The following is a 20,147-nucleotide window of genomic DNA, read 5'->3' on the forward strand; positions in this document are numbered from 1 at the left end:
GTCCCGTAGCATCGGAATTAATATTACTCACCGTCAGGACACGGCAGTGCCGTTTCCCTACCCCGATTAATTGTAGGGACTTAGGCTCTCGCGGTGTCCTCGGTATCATTCCGATGCAGCCGGAAACGATATCAGGTACACAGAACCAACCCATCTCCCCTCTCCCTTGTCTCCGATTTCCCCACTCGGCCCCGCTCCCACTCTCCCAAGTCTTGATTTGCGAGTACCCGAATCGTTTTATGATTAAACATTAAGAAATTAAGCAATCCTTAAGGTTCCACTATCAGATTATGGCTAAAATTCAATTCTCTCGCGGTATAGACGAAGAAGCTGTGCCCGAAGTGCGCCTAACCCGTTCTAAAAGCGGAGATCAAGGCACTGCCACGTTTATCTTTGAAAATCCCAAAGCTCTCAGCAGCACCAGTACCGAAGAAATTACTGGAATGTACATGATCGACGAAGAAGGCGAAATCCTCACTCGCGAGGTTAAGGCTAAGTTCATCAACGGTCAGCCTGCGGGCTTGGAAGCTCTTTATCTAATGAGAAGTCCCGCAGAATGGGATCGGTTTATGCGGTTCATGGAACGCTACTCGGAAGCAAACGGCTTAGGATTTAGCAAGGCATAATGGGTAGTTGGTAATTGGTAATTGGTCATTGGTAGTTAGCCGATCGCCCGTTGCCAGTTGCCGATTACTTAGAAGAAGAAACTATGACGCAAATTCCTCACCCCGACTTATCTAAAATAACCGTAAATTGCGCTATCATTACTGTTAGCGACACGCGCTCGGCTGAAACAGACAATAGCGGCTTGTTAACTAAGAAGCTGCTAAAAGATGCGGGTCACTCTGTGGTAGCTTACACTGTTGTTAAAGATGATGCGGCCAAAATTGTATTGCAGATGCAGGCTTTTTCCCAGCGTGAAGATGTGGATGCAATCATTTTTAACGGCGGCACGGGCATTGCTCCCCGAGATACGACTTATGATGTGATGGAGAGTTTGTTAGACAGGATTTTACCGGGATTTGGGGAGATATTTCGGTTTTTGAGCTATCAAGAAATTGGTTCGAGGGCGATCGCCTCTCGCGCAGTTGCAGGCGTGTATCAAGGCAAGTTAGTCTTTTCTCTTCCGGGCTCTAGCAATGGTGTGAAACTAGCTGTGGAAAAGCTAATTTTACCCGAATTAGTTCACTTGGTGACGCAGTTGCGCGGAGGGTGATATCAATTCCGGTAACACCGGAATGATGGGGAGTGGGGAGTGATCCGTGGGGGAATGTGGAATTATTGACCTTGACTCGATCATTCCCATCCAACCGGAAACGATATGAGGTCGCTTTCTTCAATCTCTTCAATCTAAAATCTAAAATCTAAAATCTAAAATCGCAAGCCCCCGGGTTTAGCAATGAGGTCGCTTTCTTCAATCTCTTCAATCTAAAATCTAAAATCTAAAATCTAAAATCGACTGGCTGCATTCACCGCAAGAAACGGGTGGCATTGAGCCTAGTCTATGGCTAAAGTGAGGAAACACCCAAATTCCCTTGACTTAGACTAGATTAATTAGATGAAGAATGCGAGTGTCTATGCTAGCGAAGATTATCACCGGATTGCTCGGGCGATCGCCTTTATGCGACAACACCACCTAAACCAGCCCAATCTGGCAACTGTGGCCCAACACATAGGACTGAGTGAATATCATTTTCAACGGCTATTTACTCAATGGGCCGGCATTAGCCCCAAGCGGTTTTTGCAATATCTGACAGTTGAATACGCTAAGTCAAAAATCACTCAGACTAAAAGCCTTCTCGACCTAACATTGGACGTGAGACTATCGAGTCCAGGACGATTGCACGATTTATTTGTGAACTTAGAAGCAATGTCACCAGGGGAGTTCAAAGCAGGCGGAGCAGGTTTACAAATTCGCTATGGCATTCACGATACCCCCTTTGGCAAATCTCTAATCGCGACAACTGCCCGCGGTATTTGTAATCTTTATTTCTCGGATACAACAGACGAACAAACCGCCGCACAAAGACTGCGATTGGCATGGAAAAACGCTGAAATTATCCGCGATGAGCAAACCACTCAATCATTGTGTGACCTGATTTTCAATTCAGAAACTCTCAGCGAGCAAAAACCACTAACGCTCTTGGTAAAAGGCACTAACTTTCAGGTTCAAGTTTGGCGAGCACTTTTGAAATTGCCATTTGGGGCGATCGCAACTTATCAGAGTATAGCTCAAATGGTAGCTCGCCCAACTGCTGCTAGAGCTGTAGGAAATGCGATCGGTAAAAATCCGATCGGCTATCTAATTCCGTGTCACCGAGTCATTCGAGAATCTGGAGAACTCGGTGGCTATGGGTGGGGAGTAGAGCGTAAAACAGTCATGTTAGGTTGGGAAGCTAGCCGTACAATCTGCGGAACCACCCTCGCAGGAATAGAGCGATCTAACGGTGTCAATCACCCGCAGGAGACTACCTCCGTTCCCAACACATAACCTCTGTGCGGTGGGGTGGATGGGCGTTGTTTTGCTGCGTCGCCTAGAGAACTTTTAAGAACCTCCGACTTCAATCACTTCCCCCGGAGTAATGGTATTCAACACGTTACGAGCATCTGGTACCAGAGGAAGTAAATCAGAAAGCCTGTTGCTCGATGCTACAAGAACAACGACTGCAACTCCAGCTTGTTGCAAGTTTTGCTGATAGCGTAAATTTTGATCTGTGGTGAGCAGAATCGTGAAGCCCTCTTGACTCATAAGCAGCAGCAATTCACCGTTCTTCTTTCCTGACCATCCCATCTCAACAACTGTGCGTATCTCGTAATCAGCAAGTTCACGCTTTAAAGGTCGTGGGGCACATTCATCAAGCAGGATTCGCATAGGCTGTCAGCATTTCCTTTGCTAATTCAAGAGCTGCAATTGTCTGTTCCCGACTGACACTAGGGAAATGGTCTAGAAATACGTCTAATGAATCACCAGCCTCAAGATAATCAAGTAGGGTTCTCATTGGTACACGAGTCCCAACAAAAACAGGGGTTCCCCCCAGAATTTCGGGGTCGCTATGAACAACACGGGATGTTAATGTCATAACAAATTTAGCCAACTGACTACCAGCTTTTACAACAATTGTATCCCAAAGTCATTTGATTTTCCTGAGCAGAATGCCAAACCCAACGATCGCTAACATCCATTTCATCTAAAACTACAACTTTTAGCAGTTTAGGCTGGGAAGCTAGCCATACAATCTGCGATCAATCGGGGTAGCATTACTATTTTTGCTACTTGCCGAAGCAATCTGCCACAAATAAATTTCAGGCGGAGAGCGGGCGATCGAGAATTAAATTATTTTAACGGAAAGTTAAGCTGCGTCTCGATATCTGCTTGCTCTAGGAACACCCCTACTTGAGACTCCGATTGTAGAAATCAGCAACTTTGTCAACGTACATCTTTGGGTTAGTATTGTAGCTTTCTGGATGTTTCTTCGCATTGGTTTCCCAATATTCTGCCGCAGGATATGCTTCTCTGAGTTGGCGAGCGTTTTGTATAGGCGTATAAGGATCGATCGCACTGTGAATGATCAAAACTGGTCTATGGGAAATACGACCTATTTCCTGCACTGGCTTAGAAGAAGTTAGATCGTATCCAGTCAACAAATGTCCAAACATCATGGTAGAAAGAAGAAATATCCCAGGTAATCCTGAAGCTGACTGCCAATGCTTCTGAATAATTGGATAAACCTCTGCGTAACTACTGTCCGTGACCACTGCTCCGATGTCAGAGTCATCTGCTGCTGCTCCAATTACTGCAGCAGAACCCATTGAAAAACCTAAAACCCCAATCTTTTTTGGCTTAAAGCCCCTAATTTTAAGCCAATCCACTGCTGCAATAACATCTCGCCTTTCTGTAATTCCAAAGGTGAAGCGAGAATCAGCACTTTGCCCATGTCCTCGCAGATCGATCATAAGTATCGAAAAGCCTTTTTGATTCATAGCTGAACCAAACTCGGCAAACTTTCCAGCAAGCTCACAAGTCCGACTGGAATTCAATCCATGCACCAAAATTAATACCTTATCTGTTGCTTTTTCTGGAATAAACCAACCAGCAATCTCCACGCCATCAGGTGTACGAAATTTTACATTTTCAGGAGGAACAGCAAAAACAGATGCTTTAAGAGGGTCAAAGCATCTGTTTGGCTTTGAAAGAGTATGTCCTGCATAAGCTGAGATGCCGAAATAGCCAACCACTAGAAATGCTGAGATACCTGAAGCTAACTTGATAAAAAGATGCTTTTGGGCTTTCATCTATTTTGTTACCTAGTTCTTGAAGATTATTTTAAGCGAATGCTCTATTCATAGTTCTGGTGTAACTTATGCTCAGAAACCTGGGATCTCGCCTCCAGTCGATCGATCGCAGATAAATTTCAGGGTGCAAGGTCGATCGATATACACTAGAAATATTGTGTATCGCCAGTTTTGCAATGACGCTGCCTACCGGATCTCGTTCTCCTGCTCTGTTCCAAACGCTTTCGCTGGTAGCTGACCCGATCGCATTTTTCGATCGCTACTCTGCCAAATACGGCGATACATTTACCGCCCGCGTGTTGGGGCCCGCTTCGCCCCCCGTGGTGTTTCTGGGCAGTCCAGAAGCGATTCAGGCGGTGTTTACGACGTTAGCCGATGCCTTTGAGTTTGGCAAAGTGACCAACGTATTTCGCCCCCTGGTGGGAAATGAATCCCTAATTATGAATGAAGGGCCGCGACATCTGCGACAGCGACAGCTATTAATGCCCGCGCTGCATCGCGAACAGTTGCACAGTCAAGGGCATTTGATTGTTGATTTGACGAAAAAGCAGACGATCGACTGGAAAGCCCCAGATGCGATCGCAGTCCGCGAAGAAATGTCAGAAATTTCGCTGCAAGTAATCTTGCAAGTCGTGTTTGGATTAGTGCCGGGAGAGCGCTACGAACGCCTGAAACACTTGCTCAGCAAGCTTTTAGAGGCGATTACCTCTGAACTGTACTCGATACAATTTTTCTTTGAACCGTTGCAGCAAAATTTGGGCTCTTGGAGTCCGTGGGGTCAGTTTTTGCAGCAGATGACGGAGATTGACTCGCTGATTTATGCGGAAATTGCCGAGAGGCGATCGCATTCTCTCGATTCGTCACGCACGGATATTCTGTCGGTGTTGATGATGGCCCGCGACGACACCGGCGAATCCATCGGCGATCGAGAATTGCGCGATCAGTTGATGACGCTGTTGTTGTTGGGACATGAAACCACTGGATCGGCGTTGACTTGGGCGTTTTACTGGCTGCATCAGTTTCCCGAATGTCTTAGTCGGTTGCGGAAGGAATTGGATGAATTGGGCGAGAATCCCGATCCGATCGCGCTTTCGCAGTCGCCCTACTTAACAGCAGTCTGCAAGGAAGCGCTGCGGGTTTATCCAATTGCCTTAATTTCGCAGCCGCGCAAGGTGAAACGGACGATCGAACTCGAAGGCTATACATATCAACCGGGAACGATTTTAATCCCCTGTGTCTATTTGGCGCACCGTCGCCCTGAAACCTACGAAAATCCCGCTCAATTCAATCCCGATCGCTTTTTAGATCGCAAGTTTTCCGCCTCTGAATTTTTACCGTTTGGAGGCGGGAGTCGAAGCTGCATCGGGATGGCGTTATCGATGTTTGAAATGAAGTTGGTGTTAGCAACGGTGCTGTCTTCCCGCGAGTTTGTATCGAATCTCGATCGGCCAATTCGTCCGGCGCGCCGGGGAATCACCTTTGTGCCGCCCGATCGATTCCGATTAACGGTTGTGGGCGATCGGCGTTAGATTCAGTGAAACGCCGTGTCAAGCAAGATATGTTATTCGATAAAAATCCCAGCCACTTTGTCTCCATTCATCGTCATGTGTACCACAAATTCATCTCCATCATCTTCAAAACTCAGCTTCCACAAATAAACCTGACAATTACCTTGTTTTAGCTCACCAAAATAAGTAATTGAATATCCCTTTTGCAGGCGTGAAGCGAGCTGCTCGCTAACATCGTCAAACATTTTTTGTGTAATGCTCGTTTTGTAGCCTGCATCGCCCACTGTGGTAAAAAGCTCGTAGTTTTTCGATGCGGTGGCATCCAAGATAACCTGCAAACAATCGAGGATGTTTTGAGAGGGGGCTGTCGGGTTCATGAAGATGTCCTTCTTTTAGGGTTTTATCACAATGTGTAACAAATGGGGCTGTAAATAGCTCCTACGGCTGTCTAATATCAAATCCGGTAGCATGGGAATTATTATATCGGTAGGGTACGCGGTTGCAGAAATCTTTTAATCCACAGATTAGACTATTTACACTCACGCACCGTCCCAAGGATTGAATAATATCTATGCAACTTTACCATTTATAGCAGTTTTAATCGAATTAAATACAGCTTTAGACACGGCACTGCCGTGTCCTATCCATCTGTAGTTCACTATACTGAAAAGCGCTATATTGCCTCAGCAACAATAGTCCGGTGTCGGACTGTATTGCAAGTGATTGTCGGCTGGGCAAAACCAGAATCAACTAAAGCTTGCTCGATATCCAACGCAAAATACTGATCCAAATAAGGCTCCGTACTCTTGAGCAAAGTCAAAATATAAGGAGGCATTTTGGCATAAACTTCCGACTGAGGATTCATATCCATAATTGTCAAATGTCCGCCAACACGCAGCAAACGCCTCGCTTCCCGAAATATTTCTCTAGTAGCTTTCTGCGGCAACTCGTGACAAACTAAACAAATAGAAACTAAATCAAAAGCAGCCGCCGGCAAACCAGTAGATTCAGCAGCAGCGTGCACCCAAGTCGGAGATTTTTGATTTAAAGATTCAGATTCTCGCTGTTGAGAACGGTATTTAGCAACTGCTAAAAAATAAGGCGACAACTCCACCCCAGTCATCTTCGCTTCCGGGTAAACATCCCCAAGAGCAAACGTACTCATTCCCACACTGCATCCCAGATCAACAATATCCTGCGGTGAAGAAGCAATCTGAGATTTGATGACTTCGTGATAGCTGGCGCGGAGTTTAGCATCCCCTTCTGCACCCGCTTCCGGCCAAATTCCCGCGTGAACGGTACGGGCGGCAACTTCAACTTCTGTAGCAGATTCCCAACTCATATTACCTTTTTCATAAGCGTGGAATGAAGTTAGATAATATTTTGGGTAAACAAGATCGGGATTTTGGACGCTGAGCAATTCTGCATCCCAATTTCGAGCTAAAAGTGCTTGGGATTCTTGTCGCCAATGCACTCCGATTTTTTCGGCTCTTTTTATCATCATTTCCCGCGCTTGGTGCTTGGCTAGATTAGCCAAAGGTTTGATGGAGAGTACGCCATTTACTAAGTGCGAGGCTAATCCTGGAGTTTTGTTAACTGCAACAGTCATATTTTAGTTTTTTCTATTTTGCGCCATTTATTTTACCACGTTGCGGCGCTTTTGAGTTGGTCTATATAATGAAACTTAACTTTGTGATGCCGAGTGAAATGCAAATGTTTTGTGAAAAAGACTTTTTTTTATGAACCGCTCCAGCGCCAGAGAACGCAGAAGAGCGAGAAGAGGGAAAAGACAAGAGTAGGGCTAAACTGGCTCTCGTCGTGTAATAATATTTATTTGCGCCTACCTACTTCGTTCTGGGGAATTTACGCAGAATCTGGAATCGGATTTGCCGAAGATGGAGTATTTGGAAGAACACTATCAAGTATGGCTATTTAGGAGTTTGTCGTGAGCAAATCAATTGTTGAATTTGTTGACAATTTGCCGCCTTCTGGGATTACTGTGATGATGCTCAAATCCCTCGATTTTGTGGTTCCGGGGGAGTGGAATAATCAAACTGGTTTTGATAATACTATTCAAGCGGTGACAGGGGAAACAAAGCGCAAATTAGTTGAGAAAATTCGCGATCGCGCGATCGAGCTTTACGCCAACCCCAACGAGCCATATCAAGGCGTCGTCAGGCTTTACCAGTTAGCAGACAGCGCCGACAGTGCGTTAGGTGCAACGGCTATGGCGAATAAAATCGGCGAAAAAATCGGCTTTCTCTCCTTCATGAGCCGCCTCACTCCCAAAGCTGACACAACTCAAACGATCGACTTGTGCGTCAAAGTGGCGATCGAGCTAATTGCCTTCTGCAAACTTAACAATATTTCCCTTGACAATGTGGGAAGCTTTGGTAATTATTTATCAAATTACAAAGGCGAATCTCTGATGCGGATGGCTGCTTTAGTGTGTGCTGACGGTTTAATTCCCCTTGGCCCGGACTTCCTTCGAGTAGCACAAAATACCATAGGCGGATTGAATCCTTCAACCTTGCAGCAAAACTCAACATTCCAAAATATCAGCAACCTAATTCCCGGCGCAAATAATTCACAAAAGTTCGGATTTGTGACAACTACTTTCGCTTCAGCGCAAGGTTGGATGAACAATTTAGTACAGTCTCGCGGCTTAACTCCCGCCATAGTTTTAGGCCATCTCAAGCAATACGTTGATGTTACCGATGACAGATTGGATTATGTCGCCGCGTTTTTAGACATGACTACCAATTATTACGAACATACCGGAATTCAGACGGTTGCTCGCCAATTGATCGATCGAGCTTATGCTGAAATAGCCTCTGGCAGATACTAGAAAAGTCGTTCCCAGGTGAGGGAACAGAGCGAGGTAGAGCATGGTAACGAGGGAACTTGTTAGGTTCGCGTTTGCCATGCTGTTGAGTCTCTGCGACCGTGAAAAATGGCGGTCACTATCACTCGGCTTGATACAATGCGATAATACACAGCATAGGGAAAGCGACGCACCACCGATCGCCGAACATCGCGATAGACAACTGGATAGGACTCCGGCATCTGGCAAATTCGATCGAGCATTTCGTCAATACAGTCTAAAAACTCGTCACCAAGTCCTAGTTCCTGACTTTCATACCAAGTGTATGCTTCATCAACTTCTTCACGAACTTCTGGACGGAATACTAACGCATAATTCATAGTTTATTTTTGTGCTTTGACTGAAGCTTTAACTTCTTCCCAAGTCAGCACATTATCAGGATTTGCTTCAGAATCATCAATTCGGCGATCGAGTTCCTGCTTTTGAAAGTCTGTCAGGTCTGGGTGAACCTGTTCTGCCGCTATACTGTCTAAGATTGCTTGTACAAGACGAATCCGATCTTGAACGCTGAGGGCGACGATCTGATTTAAAGTGCCTGTGAAATCCATAAATTTAAGTTAAGCGCCAAGGACTTAGTAGATTATTATAACTCAAAACCAACATCGAGGCAGAGCCTCTGGATCTGCGTTCCCAGGCTCTTCCAGGGAACGAGGGAATAAACCTCGCAATGTGAGTTAAAATAAGCAGATTATGTTTAGCAAACCTCTTTTAATCGCATTGTGAAAAACAAATCGCTCCCTTCATCAGTAACAGTCAAGCTCGGCAAATTTGTCTGGACATCAATGTGGCAATTAATGATGTCAAAACTAGCGCCGCCCGATCGCACGGGAGCATACATTCGCCCCAGCAGCAGTTTTCGCAACTTTGTCAGCACAGCACCAGACAACCCTCACCAGCCCGCTGCGGGACGGTATCGCCTCTTCGTGGGTACGGGATGCCCTTGGGCGCACCGCACTCTGGTGACGAGGGCGCTCAAAGGGCTTGAAGATGCGATATCCGTGTCTGTTGTCTATCCCTCTGAAGGGGGAATGTGGGTGCTGGAGTCGGAGACTTTTGGCTGCAACACGATGCCGGAAATTTACCAGTTGGCTTTACCGGGCTATCAGGGGCGGTGTACGGTGCCGGTGCTGTGGGATGACTCGAAAAAGACGATCGTCAATAACGAGAGTTCGGAAATTATTGTGATGCTAAACTCGGAGTTTAACGAGTTTGCTAGCAATCCTCAAATGGATCTTTATCCTCTGGATTTGCGATCGCAAATAGACGAGTGGAATGAGAAGATTTACCAATCGGTGAATAACGGCGTTTATCGCTGCGGTTTCGCGCAATCTCAAGCTGCTTATGACTCGGCTTGCAGTGAATTGTTTGCTGTTTTAGACGAGATCGATCGATCGCTCTTGAGGAGTCGTTATCTTTGTGGCGATCGGGTGACTTTAGCAGACGTGCGGCTTTTTACTACTCTATTCCGTTTTGATGCCGTTTACTACAGCTTGTTCAAATGCAATCTGCGCCGCATTCAAGATTACGAGCATTTGGGAGCTTATCTGCGCGATTTGTACCAGTTACCGGGAGTTGCGGGCACTTGCGATTTGGAGGCTGTGAAGCGCGATTATTACGGCAATTTGTTCCCGCTGAATCCCGGCTGCATTATCCCCGCTGGGCCCGATCCGGCGAGTTTGCTCAAAGCTCACGATCGCGCCGGGCTCAGAAACCGGGTTTCTTAACAAAATCGGGCGTGAAGATGCCAGAATAATCGCATAAACCCGGTTTCTAGGATGGTTGGGCGATCGCGCAGGGACTCAGAAACCTGGTTTAGCTCGTTCCCAGCCTCTGCCTGGTAACGCATTCCCAGAGGCTGGACCTCACCTTAACCTTCTAACAAACCCTCCATTCTCTCCTTTACTCAAACCTCACGATCGACAAAATATTGATGTTATTTTGAAGTGAGATTAAGCAATATTCAAAATCAAATCATGTCTGGCGATCGCCCGAGTCATCTCAAAAGGCGATCGTATTTATATACAAAAATCAAAACAAGGAATTGGCAATGTTAGGAAATGAGGGCGAAGATTTTTAGATGTAGCTTAATTTTTGACTTAATTAAAAACCCGGCTTTTTCAAAAAACCGGGTTTTTTAGATCGTCCCTTACAGACTAGCTTTGTGATTCACTTTGAATTTCCGCTCCTTGGAGGAATTGGTGTGGGTCGCTGTTTACATCGTTGATCGCGTTCTTCTGATGTCAGGCTATCGTAAGTTTTACTGTCCGGGAAATCCTCTATAGAAATGATATTTTTGAACTCACTTGTTGCAAACTTCCGCTTGCCATAAATTATTAGACAAAGAGGTTTCCCATTTTTCTTTGCTGTCCTGAGAAGAGCTTCATATTGCCCAGAGTTTCTTTTTTCACCCAGATTGATTTTTGATAGATCCTGATCGACATTTCTAAGGATAGAAATATCTTTTCCCTCTATTGGATCTGGAGATTTATCGGTCACAACTAAAGTTGTTTCAGGTTCATAATTCTGCAATTTTTTTATGTACACATCCTCCATTTTTGTTCCTATCCATTCCGGCTCTATTGTCTCGGACGGACACCAACGCGAAGAAGGATTTGCACGACAGAAAGATTCAGTGAACTGAGTTATATTGTTGACAGCTTGCAATATATTATACCCAGCTCCCAGTAAAACCCAAATTACTACCACAGTTTTGAGGTTTTTAATTTTTTCAAGTCTTGTTAACCATTGATTGTTTGTAGCCTGATTTGGGTTGTTTTGTGTTGGTGTCGGTGTTGGTGTCGGTGTTGGTGTCGGTGTTGGTGTGGGCGTTGGTGTCGGCGTTCCTGTCATGTACTGTCTCCAAAATTATAATTTTCCTGATTGCTGTAGTTGCATCAACCTGGTTTAAAAAGTATATATAGGCATAAACTAAGCTCATAAATTAAGTTTTGAGCTAATAGTTGAAATTAGCCAAAACCTATTTATAGAGAAGTCTATTGATAGTGACGTTTACAAGTATTAATACAACGATCCGGGCAAATTTGATTTTTAGGGGGGAATTTAGGCAAAATTCGGCGGGACACTACAGATGGGGGATGAATTTAACTCCGATCGCTGAGATTTTGAGATAGATTGATTGAGATCAGAAATAGCGAGTAAAGCTGATGTCACATTCACAGCCCAATCCCCGATCGCATCCACAGCAAAATCCACAATCTTGGGCAACCAAAATGACGCTGTTGTTGGCCAGCAGTCTCACTGTGATGGCAGGTGCGACGGTTTCTCCCGCACTGCCCGCTATGAAACAATATTTTGAAAGCGCGATCGCCGATGTCGATACTCGCACCACTTTAGTTAAACTAATCATCACCCTGCCCGCCCTATTTATTGTGATTGGTTCGCCCATTGCGGGGTTAATTGTCGATCGCTTTGGCCGCAAACCCTTGTTACTGATCGCCACCCTGTTATACGGGTTAGCAGGCAGTTCGGGACTCTTTTTAGATAGCTTGACGGCAATTCTGGCGGGCCGTGCGGTTCTGGGTTTCGCAGTAGCAGGCGTGATGGTGACAGCCACCACCTTAATTGCCGACTACTATAGGGGCCCCGCCCGTGCGGCATTTATGGGATTGCAAGCGGGATTTATGGGTTTGGGCGGCGTGCTGTTTCTGACATTGGGGGGAATACTTGCACAGCAAAACTGGCGCTATCCTTTTGTGATTTACCTATTTGCCTGGTTGATTGTACCGCTTATCCTGGTGTTTATTTTAGAACCAAATCGGACTGATGCTAGTATCCCAGGAGTAGAAGCGCCTACCGCAGAGGCACCGCCGAAGTCCATGCCTGTAGGGGTTCTGGGGATTGTTTACGGGTTGACAACGCTGAGTCAAGTTGCCTTTTATTTGATTCCCGTTCAATTGCCCTTTTTCTTAGAAACTTTGGTGCAGGCTGCCCCCTCACAAAGTGGGATGGCGATCGCAATTTGTACGCTATTCAGTGCGATCGCATCCCTCACCTATGCCAAATTCAAACAGCGCATGGAGTTTGTCACGTTTCTGCCCTTAATTTTTGGGTTGATGGGCATCGGCTATATGTTAATCGGTCAATCCGCCAACTGGGCGCAGGTATTGACTGGGTTGGCTATTTCCGGGATGGGACTGGGAATTTTGATCCCTAACATGACGGTTTGGCTGAGTGCCGCTGTGCCGGAAGCGGTGAGGGGACGTGCGCTGGGAGGTTTGTCTACGGCGATGTTTCTGGGACAATTTTTATCTCCGATCGTGACTGGGCCGTTGACAAAGGCAGTAGGCTTGGGTGCAGTCTATGCGATCGTCGGAGGGTTTTTAGCGATCGCCGCGATCGGATTTGCCGTATTTAAGGCCCAAATCCGTCGCCTGACTCGTAGCGGTGCCATCTAGTGCAGGGGGATCACATTAAAACAGAAGCACAGCATATCTTTACAAATCTTAATTTAGCATGATACCGATATATCGCGATATATCGTATATTAGAGAAAGTTGATTTAGGATTCACATATGTTTAGACGCTTTCGTTTCCACTTTCCGGCGCTTGTATCGGCAGGAGTCAGTGAAGAGGATCTATCGTTTATCAGTCATTGGTTCGAGCATGGCAAGGATCGTGGCACGCCTCATCGCGGACATCACGGCAAGCACTTTGGCGATGAAGTATTTGGTCGCGGGTGGGGAGACGAACACCGGACTCGTCGGGGTGACATCAAGTTCATCCTGCTGGAATTGTTATCCGAACACCCTGCTCATGGTTACGACTTGATCAAAAAAATGGAAACCCACAATAGCGGTTTCCGTCGCCTCAGTCCCGGCTCAGTATATCCAACACTCCAGATGCTGGAGGACGGTGGTTATCTCAGCAGCACACAGGAAGGCGGTAAGAAGATTTACACGATTACTGATGAGGGCAGACAACTCTTGGCTGAGCGTGCCCAACAGCAAACTTCAGGCTCTCCTTGGGATGCCTTCAAAACCGTAATGATGGGTAAGCCCCAAGAGTTTATTGAGTTGCGGAATGTGACAACAGAATTAGCTGCTGCTGTGATGCAAGTTGCTCGCAGTGGCAATGTTGAGCGAATCAATCGGGTGCGCGAGCTTTTAGAACAAGTTAAACGGGAAATTTACGGGATTCTTGCTGAGAAATAAGTGATATCAATTCCGGCGGTTGCACCGGAATAACTGTTGACTGTCAGTCGAAAAACAGAATGATGGTTGACTCTTCACTGCCCTTCTCGATTCTACCAAGACGATGAAGCGCGGAATTGATATAACTGGTAAAATCAACCGGATTCGATGATGAAATTGCTCTGTGAGTGCGATCGGATATAACCATCGACAACACGGCAAGGTCGGACACGGCAATGCCGTTCCCTACCCCAGAATAATCATGAACACTCCATCATAAATGTAACCATCGCCCGCCGATTAATTGTAGGGAAACGGCACTGCCGTGTCCTGACTGTGGGTAATATCTGGTCAGTTTCGCCGGGAAACTGACCACTTATTAATCAACGTTATTTATCGTCTCGCTAAATGTCCTGACTGTTATTTCCCGACCTAAATCCTGAGCTAGTAAATCGATACCGTCAATAACTTTATTTGGCTGTGCAATACTCAAAACATCATAGCATTTTTCCCGATAATCGGGACGATATTGGAAATACTGAATCGCTCGATCGAGCGGTTCCATAACTTGATAAGCTGCTTCAGCTTTGTAGATCGCCTCTTGGGGAATCGGAGTCGCTAACCTTTGCATAGCCAAGTCGATTAAATCTCTAGAATTTACCCGATCGCTCAACTGTCGATCGGCATTTGCCAACAACTTTTCTGCTATACTATCAATTTGATTCAAGCAAGGAACAGGCGACCAATTTGGATAATTGGGTTCGCCAAACTCAATTCGCCCTTCACAAACCATCTCAAATTTAATCGTAGTGCCGCCCACAATAACTGGAAATCTTATCCCATACTGGTTGCCTTGAATATCGTTCGGGAGAACAATGCGTGAAGCGAAGCTATCCCCAAGGGAATCGCGACTAGCAAAAATCGCATCATAGCCCCCTTCAGCAACTTTTCGGCGCAGGAGATGGTAGCCATCATCCATCGGACACATAAAGTCAATATCCTGGCTCAACCGATATTCTCCGTGTTCCATACTTACCAGAGTTCCGCCGCCAAAATAAGCCCGACATTCCTGTAGAAATTCGACCTTCAAGTGGCTGAGTACAGTTAATATCTTTTGATGAATTTCGCGTTTAAACATTGCTTGAGAACTTACCCAATTTTCTGGATTTTTGGGTTGACAAATACTTCCATGTTGTGCTACCAACCAAGAGTGATAGTATTGGCTGATTTGTTGAATAAAAGCCAGTTCCTCATAGCTAGGTTTTCCCAATACTCCCCAATAATTCCAGCCAGATTCGTAGCGGGATAGCATTTCCTTGAGAGTCAATTTTTTGACATCAGCAATTTGCCAGCAGATAGCTTGAAGAAATGGAAGTTGGGCAGGAACTTTAAATGCGGTTGCTATTTCTTGATTGTTCATCTGCTTTCAGCAAAAGCGAGACAGAGCCTCTGGATCTGCGTTACCAGGCAGAGCCTGGCAACGAGGAATTTTGTTTTATTCCCTCTCAGCTCGGACTTTGTTTGTTTATCCCCGAATGCTATTCGGCGGCTTCTATTCCGTAGGTTCCTAACTTCCAGATAAAATCTCTTCCAGTGCTAATTTCAGCGTCGGATATTGATATTGAAAACCGCTAGCTAAAGTTTGTTTAGGCAACACTTTCTGCCCTTCCAAAACAACTTTTGCCCCGTCTCCCAACAGCAATTCTAAAGCAAAACTTGGCACCGGCAACCAAGAAGGTCGCTTTAAAACTTCCCCTAAAGTTTGACACAATTCATTCATCCGCACCGGATTCGGTGCTGTCGCATTCAAAACGCCTTGAACTTGCGAATTTTGCAAAGCATACAGAATTAAATCAACCACATCCTCACGATGAACCCAGGAAAACCACTGTTTCCCAGTACCCAGCGGCCCGCCTGCAAATAGTTTAAAAGCTGGCAGCATTTTTGCTAGCGCGCCTCCCATTCCCAAAACTATCCCCAACCGCAAAATTGCTAGCCGCGTTCCCGCATTTTTTGCAGGTTGGGCGGCTGCTTCCCAGTCTTTGCAAACTGCTGCTAAAAAATCGTTTCCCGCAGGGCTAGTTTCGTCAAACTCAGCGGTTTCGCTGGTTCCGTAATAGCCGATCGCCGATGCGCTAACCAACACAGATGGTTTAGGATTAGCATTGACGATCGCCTCGACCAATTTTGCCGTCGTCAGTTTGCGACTGTCCAGAATTGCTTGCTGGCGCGCCTCCGTCCACCTTTCCTCCGCAATCGGAACCCCAGCTAAATTGACAACAGCGTCGCAGCCCGCGATCGACTTTTGCCAATCACCAGACTCGGCAGGAGTGTAGGCGACAACTTGCAAATTCGGATAAGCTGAAGCCGGAAAAACTCGCCCAGCCTTCGCCGCATCCCTGCTCAAAACCACCACTTGATGTCCCGCAGCTTGCAGCTTTTCCACCAGTCGGCTACCTACAAATCCCGTTGCTCCCGCGATCGCTACTTTCATTTTTTACCCGCAATGCACATCAACAGTAGTTTAGACGATCGTCCAAACTTGTTTTGAATTATACAAAAATAAAGAGCAGCCTCGATCGCCTCCCCACAAGCTTTCTGTATTTTGATTAAACTGATATGGGACACGAGGAACACAAACCATGCCTGCAAAAAAATCAAAGCTTCTAATTGCTGCCTCCATCGCCGCAGCAGGTAGCGCTGGGGTCTACTTTTACTTCCAGGGTTTGGGCCAACAAGTATCCAACCCTCAAGACAGCGCCAAAGTTGTGCCCGACGAAGCAATGATGGCCGCGTTTATCTCCCCCAATCCCCAAGCGCTGTCAAAGTTGCAGCGATTTGGCACCCCTGGGGCTCAAAAGTTGGTCGGTCAGGGTTTGAAGGCCTTTCAAGAACAAAGCTTGGCAGGTACTCAAATCGACTTTGACAGGGACTTAAAGCCTTGGCTGGGGGGAGTGATGGTCGCTTTGCTGCCCCCTGATGCTGCGGCGAATACAGAGCCTCCAAAACTGCTGGTAATAGTCAGTGTGAAAAATAAAATTAGCGCTTGGAATTTTGCGAATAAATTAAAATCTCAGCCCGGTGCAACTACTCAAGAAACCGAGTATAAGGGAGTTAAAATTTATGAGGTTGCAGAGCCAACTGGCAAGCGCTACAGTGTGGCTTTGCTGAACGACCAATTAGTGATGGCTCCTTTGAAAAAGCCTGTGGAATTGGCGATCGATACTTTTAAAGGAGAACCCTCCCTCGCCACCCAGCAGAGCACAACTAAGTTTTTTGCAGAGAGTGCTGGTGTCAAGAATCCGATCGCAACTGTTTATATTGCTGACTATCCGGCGGCAATTGAGCAATTGAAAGCTAATTTGCCCGCAGATATCCAGTTGCCTTGGACAGTGTTTTCGCAGTTCAAACAAGTCAAGTCTTTGGTTGCGGGAATTGGGGCGGATAGTGAGGGATTGAGGGTAAAAACTATTGCTCAGTTAGACCCTAAACTCGTGCAGCAAAATCCACAATTTGCATCGAAATTGTTGCCAAGATTTCCGGATGAAACTATTGCTTTAATTGGTGGCAAAGGCATCGATAAAATTTGGTCGCAAGCAACCGCTGAGGCAAAAGATAGCCCGGAAGTTGACAGGGGAGTTCAGCAGGTGAGGGATAGTTTTAAGCGGTTGGATTTGGATGCGGATCGGGATGTTTTTGGTTGGATGAATGGGGAATTTGCGATCGGGGCGATCGGTTCCAATCAAGGGATTTTGTCTCAGTTGGGGATGGGGGCGGCGATGATTTTTGAAACCAGCGATCGCCCTGCCGCCGAAGCAACTCTGAAAAAACTCGATGCGATCGCCAAAAGCAATCCTACAGTCAGTGTCGCCCCCAGACAAGTTCAAGGCAAAGAAGTTACGGAGTGGCAAATACCCCAGCAAGGCACTTTATTCGGACACGGTTGGCTGAATGAAAATTCTGTGTTTGTAGCTTTCGGCGGGCCTTTAGTTGATGTGATTACTGCGACGCCACCGCAACCGCTAAGCAGCAGTCCGAGTTTTCAGGCGATCGCCACTTCTTTACCGCAAGCCAACCAAGGTTACTTTTATATAGATATGGAAAAAACCATGTCTTGGGCTAACCAATATTTGCTCGCAGTACAGCCAAATTTAGTTTCGCCGCCCGCCGCTGAATTGCTGAATTCTCTCCGAGGAGTTAGCGTAGCCACAGCTTCGACAGCACCCTCAACAGCGCAGTTGGAGATGCTTTTTGCGTTCAAATCTAATTAACTAATTGAGAATCTATTAGTTTGGGCAGGCGGACGAGATATTGTATAGAAGCGGTTTCAACAGCCGAATGAAACCGCCTCATCTTCCTCTCTTGAATTTAGCTACAATATTCTTGAAATTGGCGATCGACAAAATCAGAAACCACACCGCAACCCCGCACCGAGATGTCAAGACTTATTTGATTTAATTTATCCTGGTAATTTTGGGCATTAATGGCGATCGTATTTTAACGATCGTTTCTTACTTGAAATCCAAATCGGTCACGCCATCCCACCCTAAAATTTCTCAACAGACAGAGCAATGGTTGGAGACTACTGATAAAAAGGACTCAATAGACTGTTGGCGAAATCACTTTTTGTTGATCTTGTACGCTCTCGGCAACACTGTCTTGTCGCTTTAGCACTAGCAGCGTGATGTCATCAAAGACATTTTGCTTGCCGATATGTCGCCGCACCTCGGCAATTACTGCCTCTTTGATCTCTTGAGCAGATTTGTGCCAGTTATGGCTAATCACTTCACACATTCTTTGTGCGTTGTACATAACTTTATCCAGATCTTTAGCTTTAGGAATGCCATCGGTATAGAACCCATTTGAGATCTTTTTACGCGGTGGCTAGTCTTTTAAGCATCAGTCTGATAAAGCAAAGCTTGAGTTTGGCATTTGAACGAGCGAGTGTGCGATCAAAGTTTTTGACGCCAGCTTTTGCATCTTTCCACCCAAGCGTTTGAACGTTCTCTTCCCCCATATAGCCGCTGAGGGCACAAACCCAGATTGCCCTTTAGCGTGCTTTTCGACTTTTGATGGCTTAGCCCAGAGTTCAAATTGAATCTTAGCCATAATCGAGCGGATAAATCTCCTCCAAGGCAAGAGTTGCGTTTCTCAGGGTGGTACTTGTTGTCTAACAAGATGGTAGTTTTGGGAAGTTCGGCAGGTTTAGATTTGAAGTAATCGATGTTTTGTCCAAGCATTTCAATCAGCTTGCAGATCATCAGATAAGCTAGCTTTGGAGAGGGTGAGTAAAGAAGGGAAAGCCAAGTATATCGACAGCTATAGCAATCCTAAATCATTATCCTGATTGCGGTACAATTACATGCAATACTAGATGATGACAAAAAAAATGAATAACTTACAACTTCCACAAAAAGATATGGACAAAGAAATAGCTTCTTTACAATCTTTCATTAAAAGCGATATCGATGCTGTGAGAACTAAAACGAGCAATAGCTGTAAGGAAGGATGGCGCTCTCAGGTAATATCTACCATGAGAGCGGCAAAATATGGCGTGTAAGTAATTTTTTTATTGGTTATTGGAAAAAACAATTTAAAATCAAAGGTCTCGCAGGAATAAAACTAGGACATAAAGGGTAAAAAGGGTATTTAACAGCTCGACAAAATACTGAAGTAATAGAGTGGCTAAAGAATAAAGAATATTGGAATTTAGATGAGTTGGTTACTTATTTAGAACAAAAATTTGGTGTAATATATAGCGATCGCAAATGGTTTGTAAATCATAAATCATGTATAATGAGGTATGTGAATCTAAGTAGCAGTTGAAATGACCCCAAATAAGTCGTCAGAAAAATTCGGAGAGGATGAAGTTGAAGCCTTATTAGAACTCGAAAATTTTATTGCCAGTAATCCCGACCCCAGAGAGTTAAAAAGAGCCTTCGCCGTCCGGATGCTAATTGAAGGTATCTGCCGCGAAACTATTCAAAAGATATTGGGAGTATCCTCTCCATTTATTAGCAAGTGGAAAATCAATTATGCGTTGCATGGAATTGAAGGATTGCTCTTAAATCATCAAGGCTCGCAGGGACAACTTAAGCCAGAAGAACAGTCGGAAATTATCCATTGGTCACAAGTTAAGAAGAGCGCTCGCTCGTCAAGAAGGACTTTCTCTACAAGATCAAACGTGTGAAACTGTTACTGGATCAGTTATAAAGCCCCGGTGAGTCCCCATGAACCGAACCCGAAAAACTAATAGAGACCATGCTAAGAAGAGCCAACGACCGATGGTCGAAGACGAAGTGGTCGCTGCCC

22 protein-coding genes and 1 pseudogene are annotated in these 20,147 nt (G+C 45.6%); 11 read left to right on the forward strand and 12 right to left on the reverse strand.

The features are described from left to right. Positions 1-290 precede the first annotated feature (290 nt). The 3 genes from psb28 (at position 291) to QUA54_RS20610 (ending at position 2,491) form a co-directional block, all read left to right on the forward strand. Positions 291-626, forward strand: coding sequence for a photosystem II reaction center protein Psb28 (gene psb28 / locus QUA54_RS20600; RefSeq protein ID WP_172187630.1), 336 nt, complete (start codon positions 291-293; stop codon positions 624-626). A gap of 83 nt (positions 627-709) precedes the next feature. Next, entirely contained in the window at positions 710-1,216 is a 507-nt protein-coding gene (locus QUA54_RS20605; RefSeq protein ID WP_006632696.1) for a MogA/MoaB family molybdenum cofactor biosynthesis protein, read from the forward strand. Positions 1,217-1,558: 342 nt separating this feature from the next. Continuing rightward, on the forward strand, positions 1,559-2,491 hold the full coding sequence (locus QUA54_RS20610) for a methylated-DNA--[protein]-cysteine S-methyltransferase (protein WP_333416086.1): 933 nt from the start codon (positions 1,559-1,561) through the stop codon (positions 2,489-2,491). Between the two features lie 54 nt (positions 2,492-2,545). On the opposite strand, the gene QUA54_RS20615 is transcribed toward QUA54_RS20610, so the two are convergent. The 3 genes from QUA54_RS20615 to QUA54_RS20625 form a co-directional block, all read right to left on the reverse strand. Further along, a complete protein-coding gene (locus QUA54_RS20615) occupies positions 2,546-2,872 on the reverse strand; it encodes a hypothetical protein (protein WP_333416087.1) in 327 nt (108 codons plus the stop codon). Continuing rightward, positions 2,856-3,080 carry a DUF433 domain-containing protein gene (locus tag QUA54_RS20620; protein WP_333416088.1) on the reverse strand — a complete coding sequence of 75 codons (225 nt, stop codon included), beginning with the start codon at positions 3,078-3,080 and terminating at the stop codon, positions 2,856-2,858. Before QUA54_RS20620 ends, QUA54_RS20615 begins: the two co-directional genes overlap by 17 nt. Before the next feature lie 310 nt (positions 3,081-3,390). After that, the gene (locus QUA54_RS20625; protein WP_333416089.1) at positions 3,391-4,293 is read right to left on the reverse strand and encodes an alpha/beta fold hydrolase; all 903 of its coding nucleotides are present in this window, start codon (positions 4,291-4,293) and stop codon (positions 3,391-3,393) included. Positions 4,294-4,469: 176 nt separating this feature from the next. On the opposite strand from QUA54_RS20625, the gene QUA54_RS20630 reads away from it, so the two are divergent. Next, the gene (locus QUA54_RS20630; protein ID WP_333416090.1) at positions 4,470-5,822 is read left to right on the forward strand and encodes a cytochrome P450; all 1,353 of its coding nucleotides are present in this window, start codon (positions 4,470-4,472) and stop codon (positions 5,820-5,822) included. A 32-nt stretch (positions 5,823-5,854) separates the two neighbouring features. Here QUA54_RS20630 and QUA54_RS20635 read toward each other — a convergent pair whose 3' ends face one another. Together QUA54_RS20635 and QUA54_RS20640 are read right to left on the reverse strand one after the other, a co-directional pair. Next, the gene (locus QUA54_RS20635; protein ID WP_333192262.1) at positions 5,855-6,178 is read right to left on the reverse strand and encodes a hypothetical protein; all 324 of its coding nucleotides are present in this window, start codon (positions 6,176-6,178) and stop codon (positions 5,855-5,857) included. Positions 6,179-6,474: 296 nt separating this feature from the next. Next, positions 6,475-7,410, reverse strand: coding sequence for a class I SAM-dependent methyltransferase (locus tag QUA54_RS20640; protein WP_333416091.1), 936 nt, complete (start codon positions 7,408-7,410; stop codon positions 6,475-6,477). A 336-nt stretch (positions 7,411-7,746) separates the two neighbouring features. Between QUA54_RS20640 and QUA54_RS20645 the strand changes: the two genes are divergently transcribed. Then, positions 7,747-8,649, forward strand: coding sequence for a hypothetical protein (locus QUA54_RS20645; RefSeq protein WP_333416092.1), 903 nt, complete (start codon positions 7,747-7,749; stop codon positions 8,647-8,649). A 59-nt stretch (positions 8,650-8,708) separates the two neighbouring features. Here QUA54_RS20645 and QUA54_RS20650 read toward each other — a convergent pair whose 3' ends face one another. Then, entirely contained in the window at positions 8,709-9,005 is a 297-nt protein-coding gene (locus QUA54_RS20650) for a type II toxin-antitoxin system RelE/ParE family toxin (RefSeq protein ID WP_333026531.1), read from the reverse strand. 3 nt (positions 9,006-9,008) lie between these two features. After that, a complete protein-coding gene (locus QUA54_RS20655) occupies positions 9,009-9,233 on the reverse strand; it encodes an addiction module protein (protein WP_333416093.1) in 225 nt (74 codons plus the stop codon). Positions 9,234-9,467: 234 nt separating this feature from the next. On the opposite strand from QUA54_RS20655, the gene QUA54_RS20660 reads away from it, so the two are divergent. After that, positions 9,468-10,409, forward strand: coding sequence for a glutathione S-transferase family protein (locus QUA54_RS20660; protein ID WP_333416103.1), 942 nt, complete (start codon positions 9,468-9,470; stop codon positions 10,407-10,409). A gap of 442 nt (positions 10,410-10,851) precedes the next feature. Here QUA54_RS20660 and QUA54_RS20665 read toward each other — a convergent pair whose 3' ends face one another. Next, positions 10,852-11,535 (reverse strand): hypothetical protein, encoded by a 684-nt coding sequence (locus QUA54_RS20665; protein WP_333416094.1) that lies wholly within the window; start codon positions 11,533-11,535, stop codon positions 10,852-10,854. A gap of 314 nt (positions 11,536-11,849) precedes the next feature. On the opposite strand from QUA54_RS20665, the gene QUA54_RS20670 reads away from it, so the two are divergent. Further along, entirely contained in the window at positions 11,850-13,100 is a 1,251-nt protein-coding gene (locus tag QUA54_RS20670; protein ID WP_333416095.1) for an MFS transporter, read from the forward strand. A 117-nt stretch (positions 13,101-13,217) separates the two neighbouring features. Then, positions 13,218-13,856: a PadR family transcriptional regulator gene (locus QUA54_RS20675; RefSeq protein WP_333416096.1), complete on the forward strand. Its 639-nt coding sequence runs from the start codon at positions 13,218-13,220 to the stop codon at positions 13,854-13,856. Between the two features lie 358 nt (positions 13,857-14,214). On the opposite strand, the gene QUA54_RS20680 is transcribed toward QUA54_RS20675, so the two are convergent. Together QUA54_RS20680 and thyD are read right to left on the reverse strand one after the other, a co-directional pair. Continuing rightward, a complete protein-coding gene (locus QUA54_RS20680) occupies positions 14,215-15,255 on the reverse strand; it encodes a nucleotidyl transferase AbiEii/AbiGii toxin family protein (protein WP_333416097.1) in 1,041 nt (346 codons plus the stop codon). 147 nt (positions 15,256-15,402) lie between these two features. After that, the gene (gene thyD / locus QUA54_RS20685; protein ID WP_333416098.1) at positions 15,403-16,329 is read right to left on the reverse strand and encodes a thylakoid membrane protein ThyD; all 927 of its coding nucleotides are present in this window, start codon (positions 16,327-16,329) and stop codon (positions 15,403-15,405) included. Positions 16,330-16,477: 148 nt separating this feature from the next. Between thyD and QUA54_RS20690 the strand changes: the two genes are divergently transcribed. Further along, the gene (locus tag QUA54_RS20690; protein ID WP_333416099.1) at positions 16,478-18,106 is read left to right on the forward strand and encodes a DUF3352 domain-containing protein; all 1,629 of its coding nucleotides are present in this window, start codon (positions 16,478-16,480) and stop codon (positions 18,104-18,106) included. A gap of 328 nt (positions 18,107-18,434) precedes the next feature. Here the strand turns inward: QUA54_RS20690 and QUA54_RS20695 are convergent, their stop codons facing one another. Both QUA54_RS20695 and QUA54_RS20700 read right to left on the reverse strand, forming a co-directional pair. Further along, positions 18,435-18,704, reverse strand: a complete 270-nt coding sequence (locus QUA54_RS20695; protein ID WP_333416104.1) for a SpoIIE family protein phosphatase — start codon at positions 18,702-18,704, stop codon at positions 18,435-18,437. A gap of 30 nt (positions 18,705-18,734) precedes the next feature. Continuing rightward, entirely contained in the window at positions 18,735-18,944 is a 210-nt protein-coding gene (locus QUA54_RS20700) for a hypothetical protein (protein WP_333416100.1), read from the reverse strand. Between the two features lie 265 nt (positions 18,945-19,209). Here QUA54_RS20700 and QUA54_RS20705 point away from each other — a divergent pair, with 265 nt between their 5' ends. Then, complete coding sequence (locus QUA54_RS20705; RefSeq protein WP_333416101.1) at positions 19,210-19,395, forward strand: hypothetical protein; 186 nt, start codon at positions 19,210-19,212, stop codon at positions 19,393-19,395. A gap of 267 nt (positions 19,396-19,662) precedes the next feature. Then, positions 19,663-19,962, forward strand: a pseudogene (locus tag QUA54_RS20710) (helix-turn-helix domain-containing protein); the annotation flags it as partial. Between the last annotated feature and the right edge of the window lie 185 nt (positions 19,963-20,147).

The sequence above is a fragment of the Microcoleus sp. MOSTC5 genome (assembly GCF_036701825.1).
GTDB lineage: Bacteria > Cyanobacteriota > Cyanobacteriia > Cyanobacteriales > Microcoleaceae > Microcoleus > Microcoleus asticus.

Bases quoted from the DNA above. Each gene is read 5' to 3' on its own strand.
- QUA54_RS20700 (WP_333416100.1), bottom strand. From the start codon at position 18,944: ATGGCTAAGATTCAATTTGAACTCTGGGCTAAGCCATCAAAAGTCGAA.
- QUA54_RS20605 (WP_006632696.1), top strand. From the start codon at position 710: ATGACGCAAATTCCTCACCCCGACTTATCTAAAATAACCGTAAATTGC.
- QUA54_RS20620 (WP_333416088.1), bottom strand. From the start codon at position 3,080: ATGACATTAACATCCCGTGTTGTTCATAGCGACCCCGAAATTCTGGGG.
- QUA54_RS20675 (WP_333416096.1), top strand. From the start codon at position 13,218: ATGTTTAGACGCTTTCGTTTCCACTTTCCGGCGCTTGTATCGGCAGGA.
- QUA54_RS20640 (WP_333416091.1), bottom strand. From the start codon at position 7,410: ATGACTGTTGCAGTTAACAAAACTCCAGGATTAGCCTCGCACTTAGTA.
- QUA54_RS20630 (WP_333416090.1), top strand. From the start codon at position 4,470: ATGACGCTGCCTACCGGATCTCGTTCTCCTGCTCTGTTCCAAACGCTT.
- QUA54_RS20670 (WP_333416095.1), top strand. From the start codon at position 11,850: ATGTCACATTCACAGCCCAATCCCCGATCGCATCCACAGCAAAATCCA.
- QUA54_RS20635 (WP_333192262.1), bottom strand. From the start codon at position 6,178: ATGAACCCGACAGCCCCCTCTCAAAACATCCTCGATTGTTTGCAGGTT.
- QUA54_RS20665 (WP_333416094.1), bottom strand. From the start codon at position 11,535: ATGACAGGAACGCCGACACCAACGCCCACACCAACACCGACACCAACA.
- QUA54_RS20655 (WP_333416093.1), bottom strand. From the start codon at position 9,233: ATGGATTTCACAGGCACTTTAAATCAGATCGTCGCCCTCAGCGTTCAA.
- QUA54_RS20625 (WP_333416089.1), bottom strand. From the start codon at position 4,293: ATGAAAGCCCAAAAGCATCTTTTTATCAAGTTAGCTTCAGGTATCTCA.
- QUA54_RS20615 (WP_333416087.1), bottom strand. From the start codon at position 2,872: ATGCGAATCCTGCTTGATGAATGTGCCCCACGACCTTTAAAGCGTGAA.
- QUA54_RS20690 (WP_333416099.1), top strand. From the start codon at position 16,478: ATGCCTGCAAAAAAATCAAAGCTTCTAATTGCTGCCTCCATCGCCGCA.
- psb28 (WP_172187630.1), top strand. From the start codon at position 291: ATGGCTAAAATTCAATTCTCTCGCGGTATAGACGAAGAAGCTGTGCCC.
- QUA54_RS20610 (WP_333416086.1), top strand. From the start codon at position 1,559: ATGAAGAATGCGAGTGTCTATGCTAGCGAAGATTATCACCGGATTGCT.
- thyD (WP_333416098.1), bottom strand. From the start codon at position 16,329: ATGAAAGTAGCGATCGCGGGAGCAACGGGATTTGTAGGTAGCCGACTG.
- QUA54_RS20680 (WP_333416097.1), bottom strand. From the start codon at position 15,255: ATGAACAATCAAGAAATAGCAACCGCATTTAAAGTTCCTGCCCAACTT.
- QUA54_RS20660 (WP_333416103.1), top strand. From the start codon at position 9,468: ATGTGGCAATTAATGATGTCAAAACTAGCGCCGCCCGATCGCACGGGA.
- QUA54_RS20650 (WP_333026531.1), bottom strand. From the start codon at position 9,005: ATGAATTATGCGTTAGTATTCCGTCCAGAAGTTCGTGAAGAAGTTGAT.
- QUA54_RS20705 (WP_333416101.1), top strand. From the start codon at position 19,210: ATGATGACAAAAAAAATGAATAACTTACAACTTCCACAAAAAGATATG.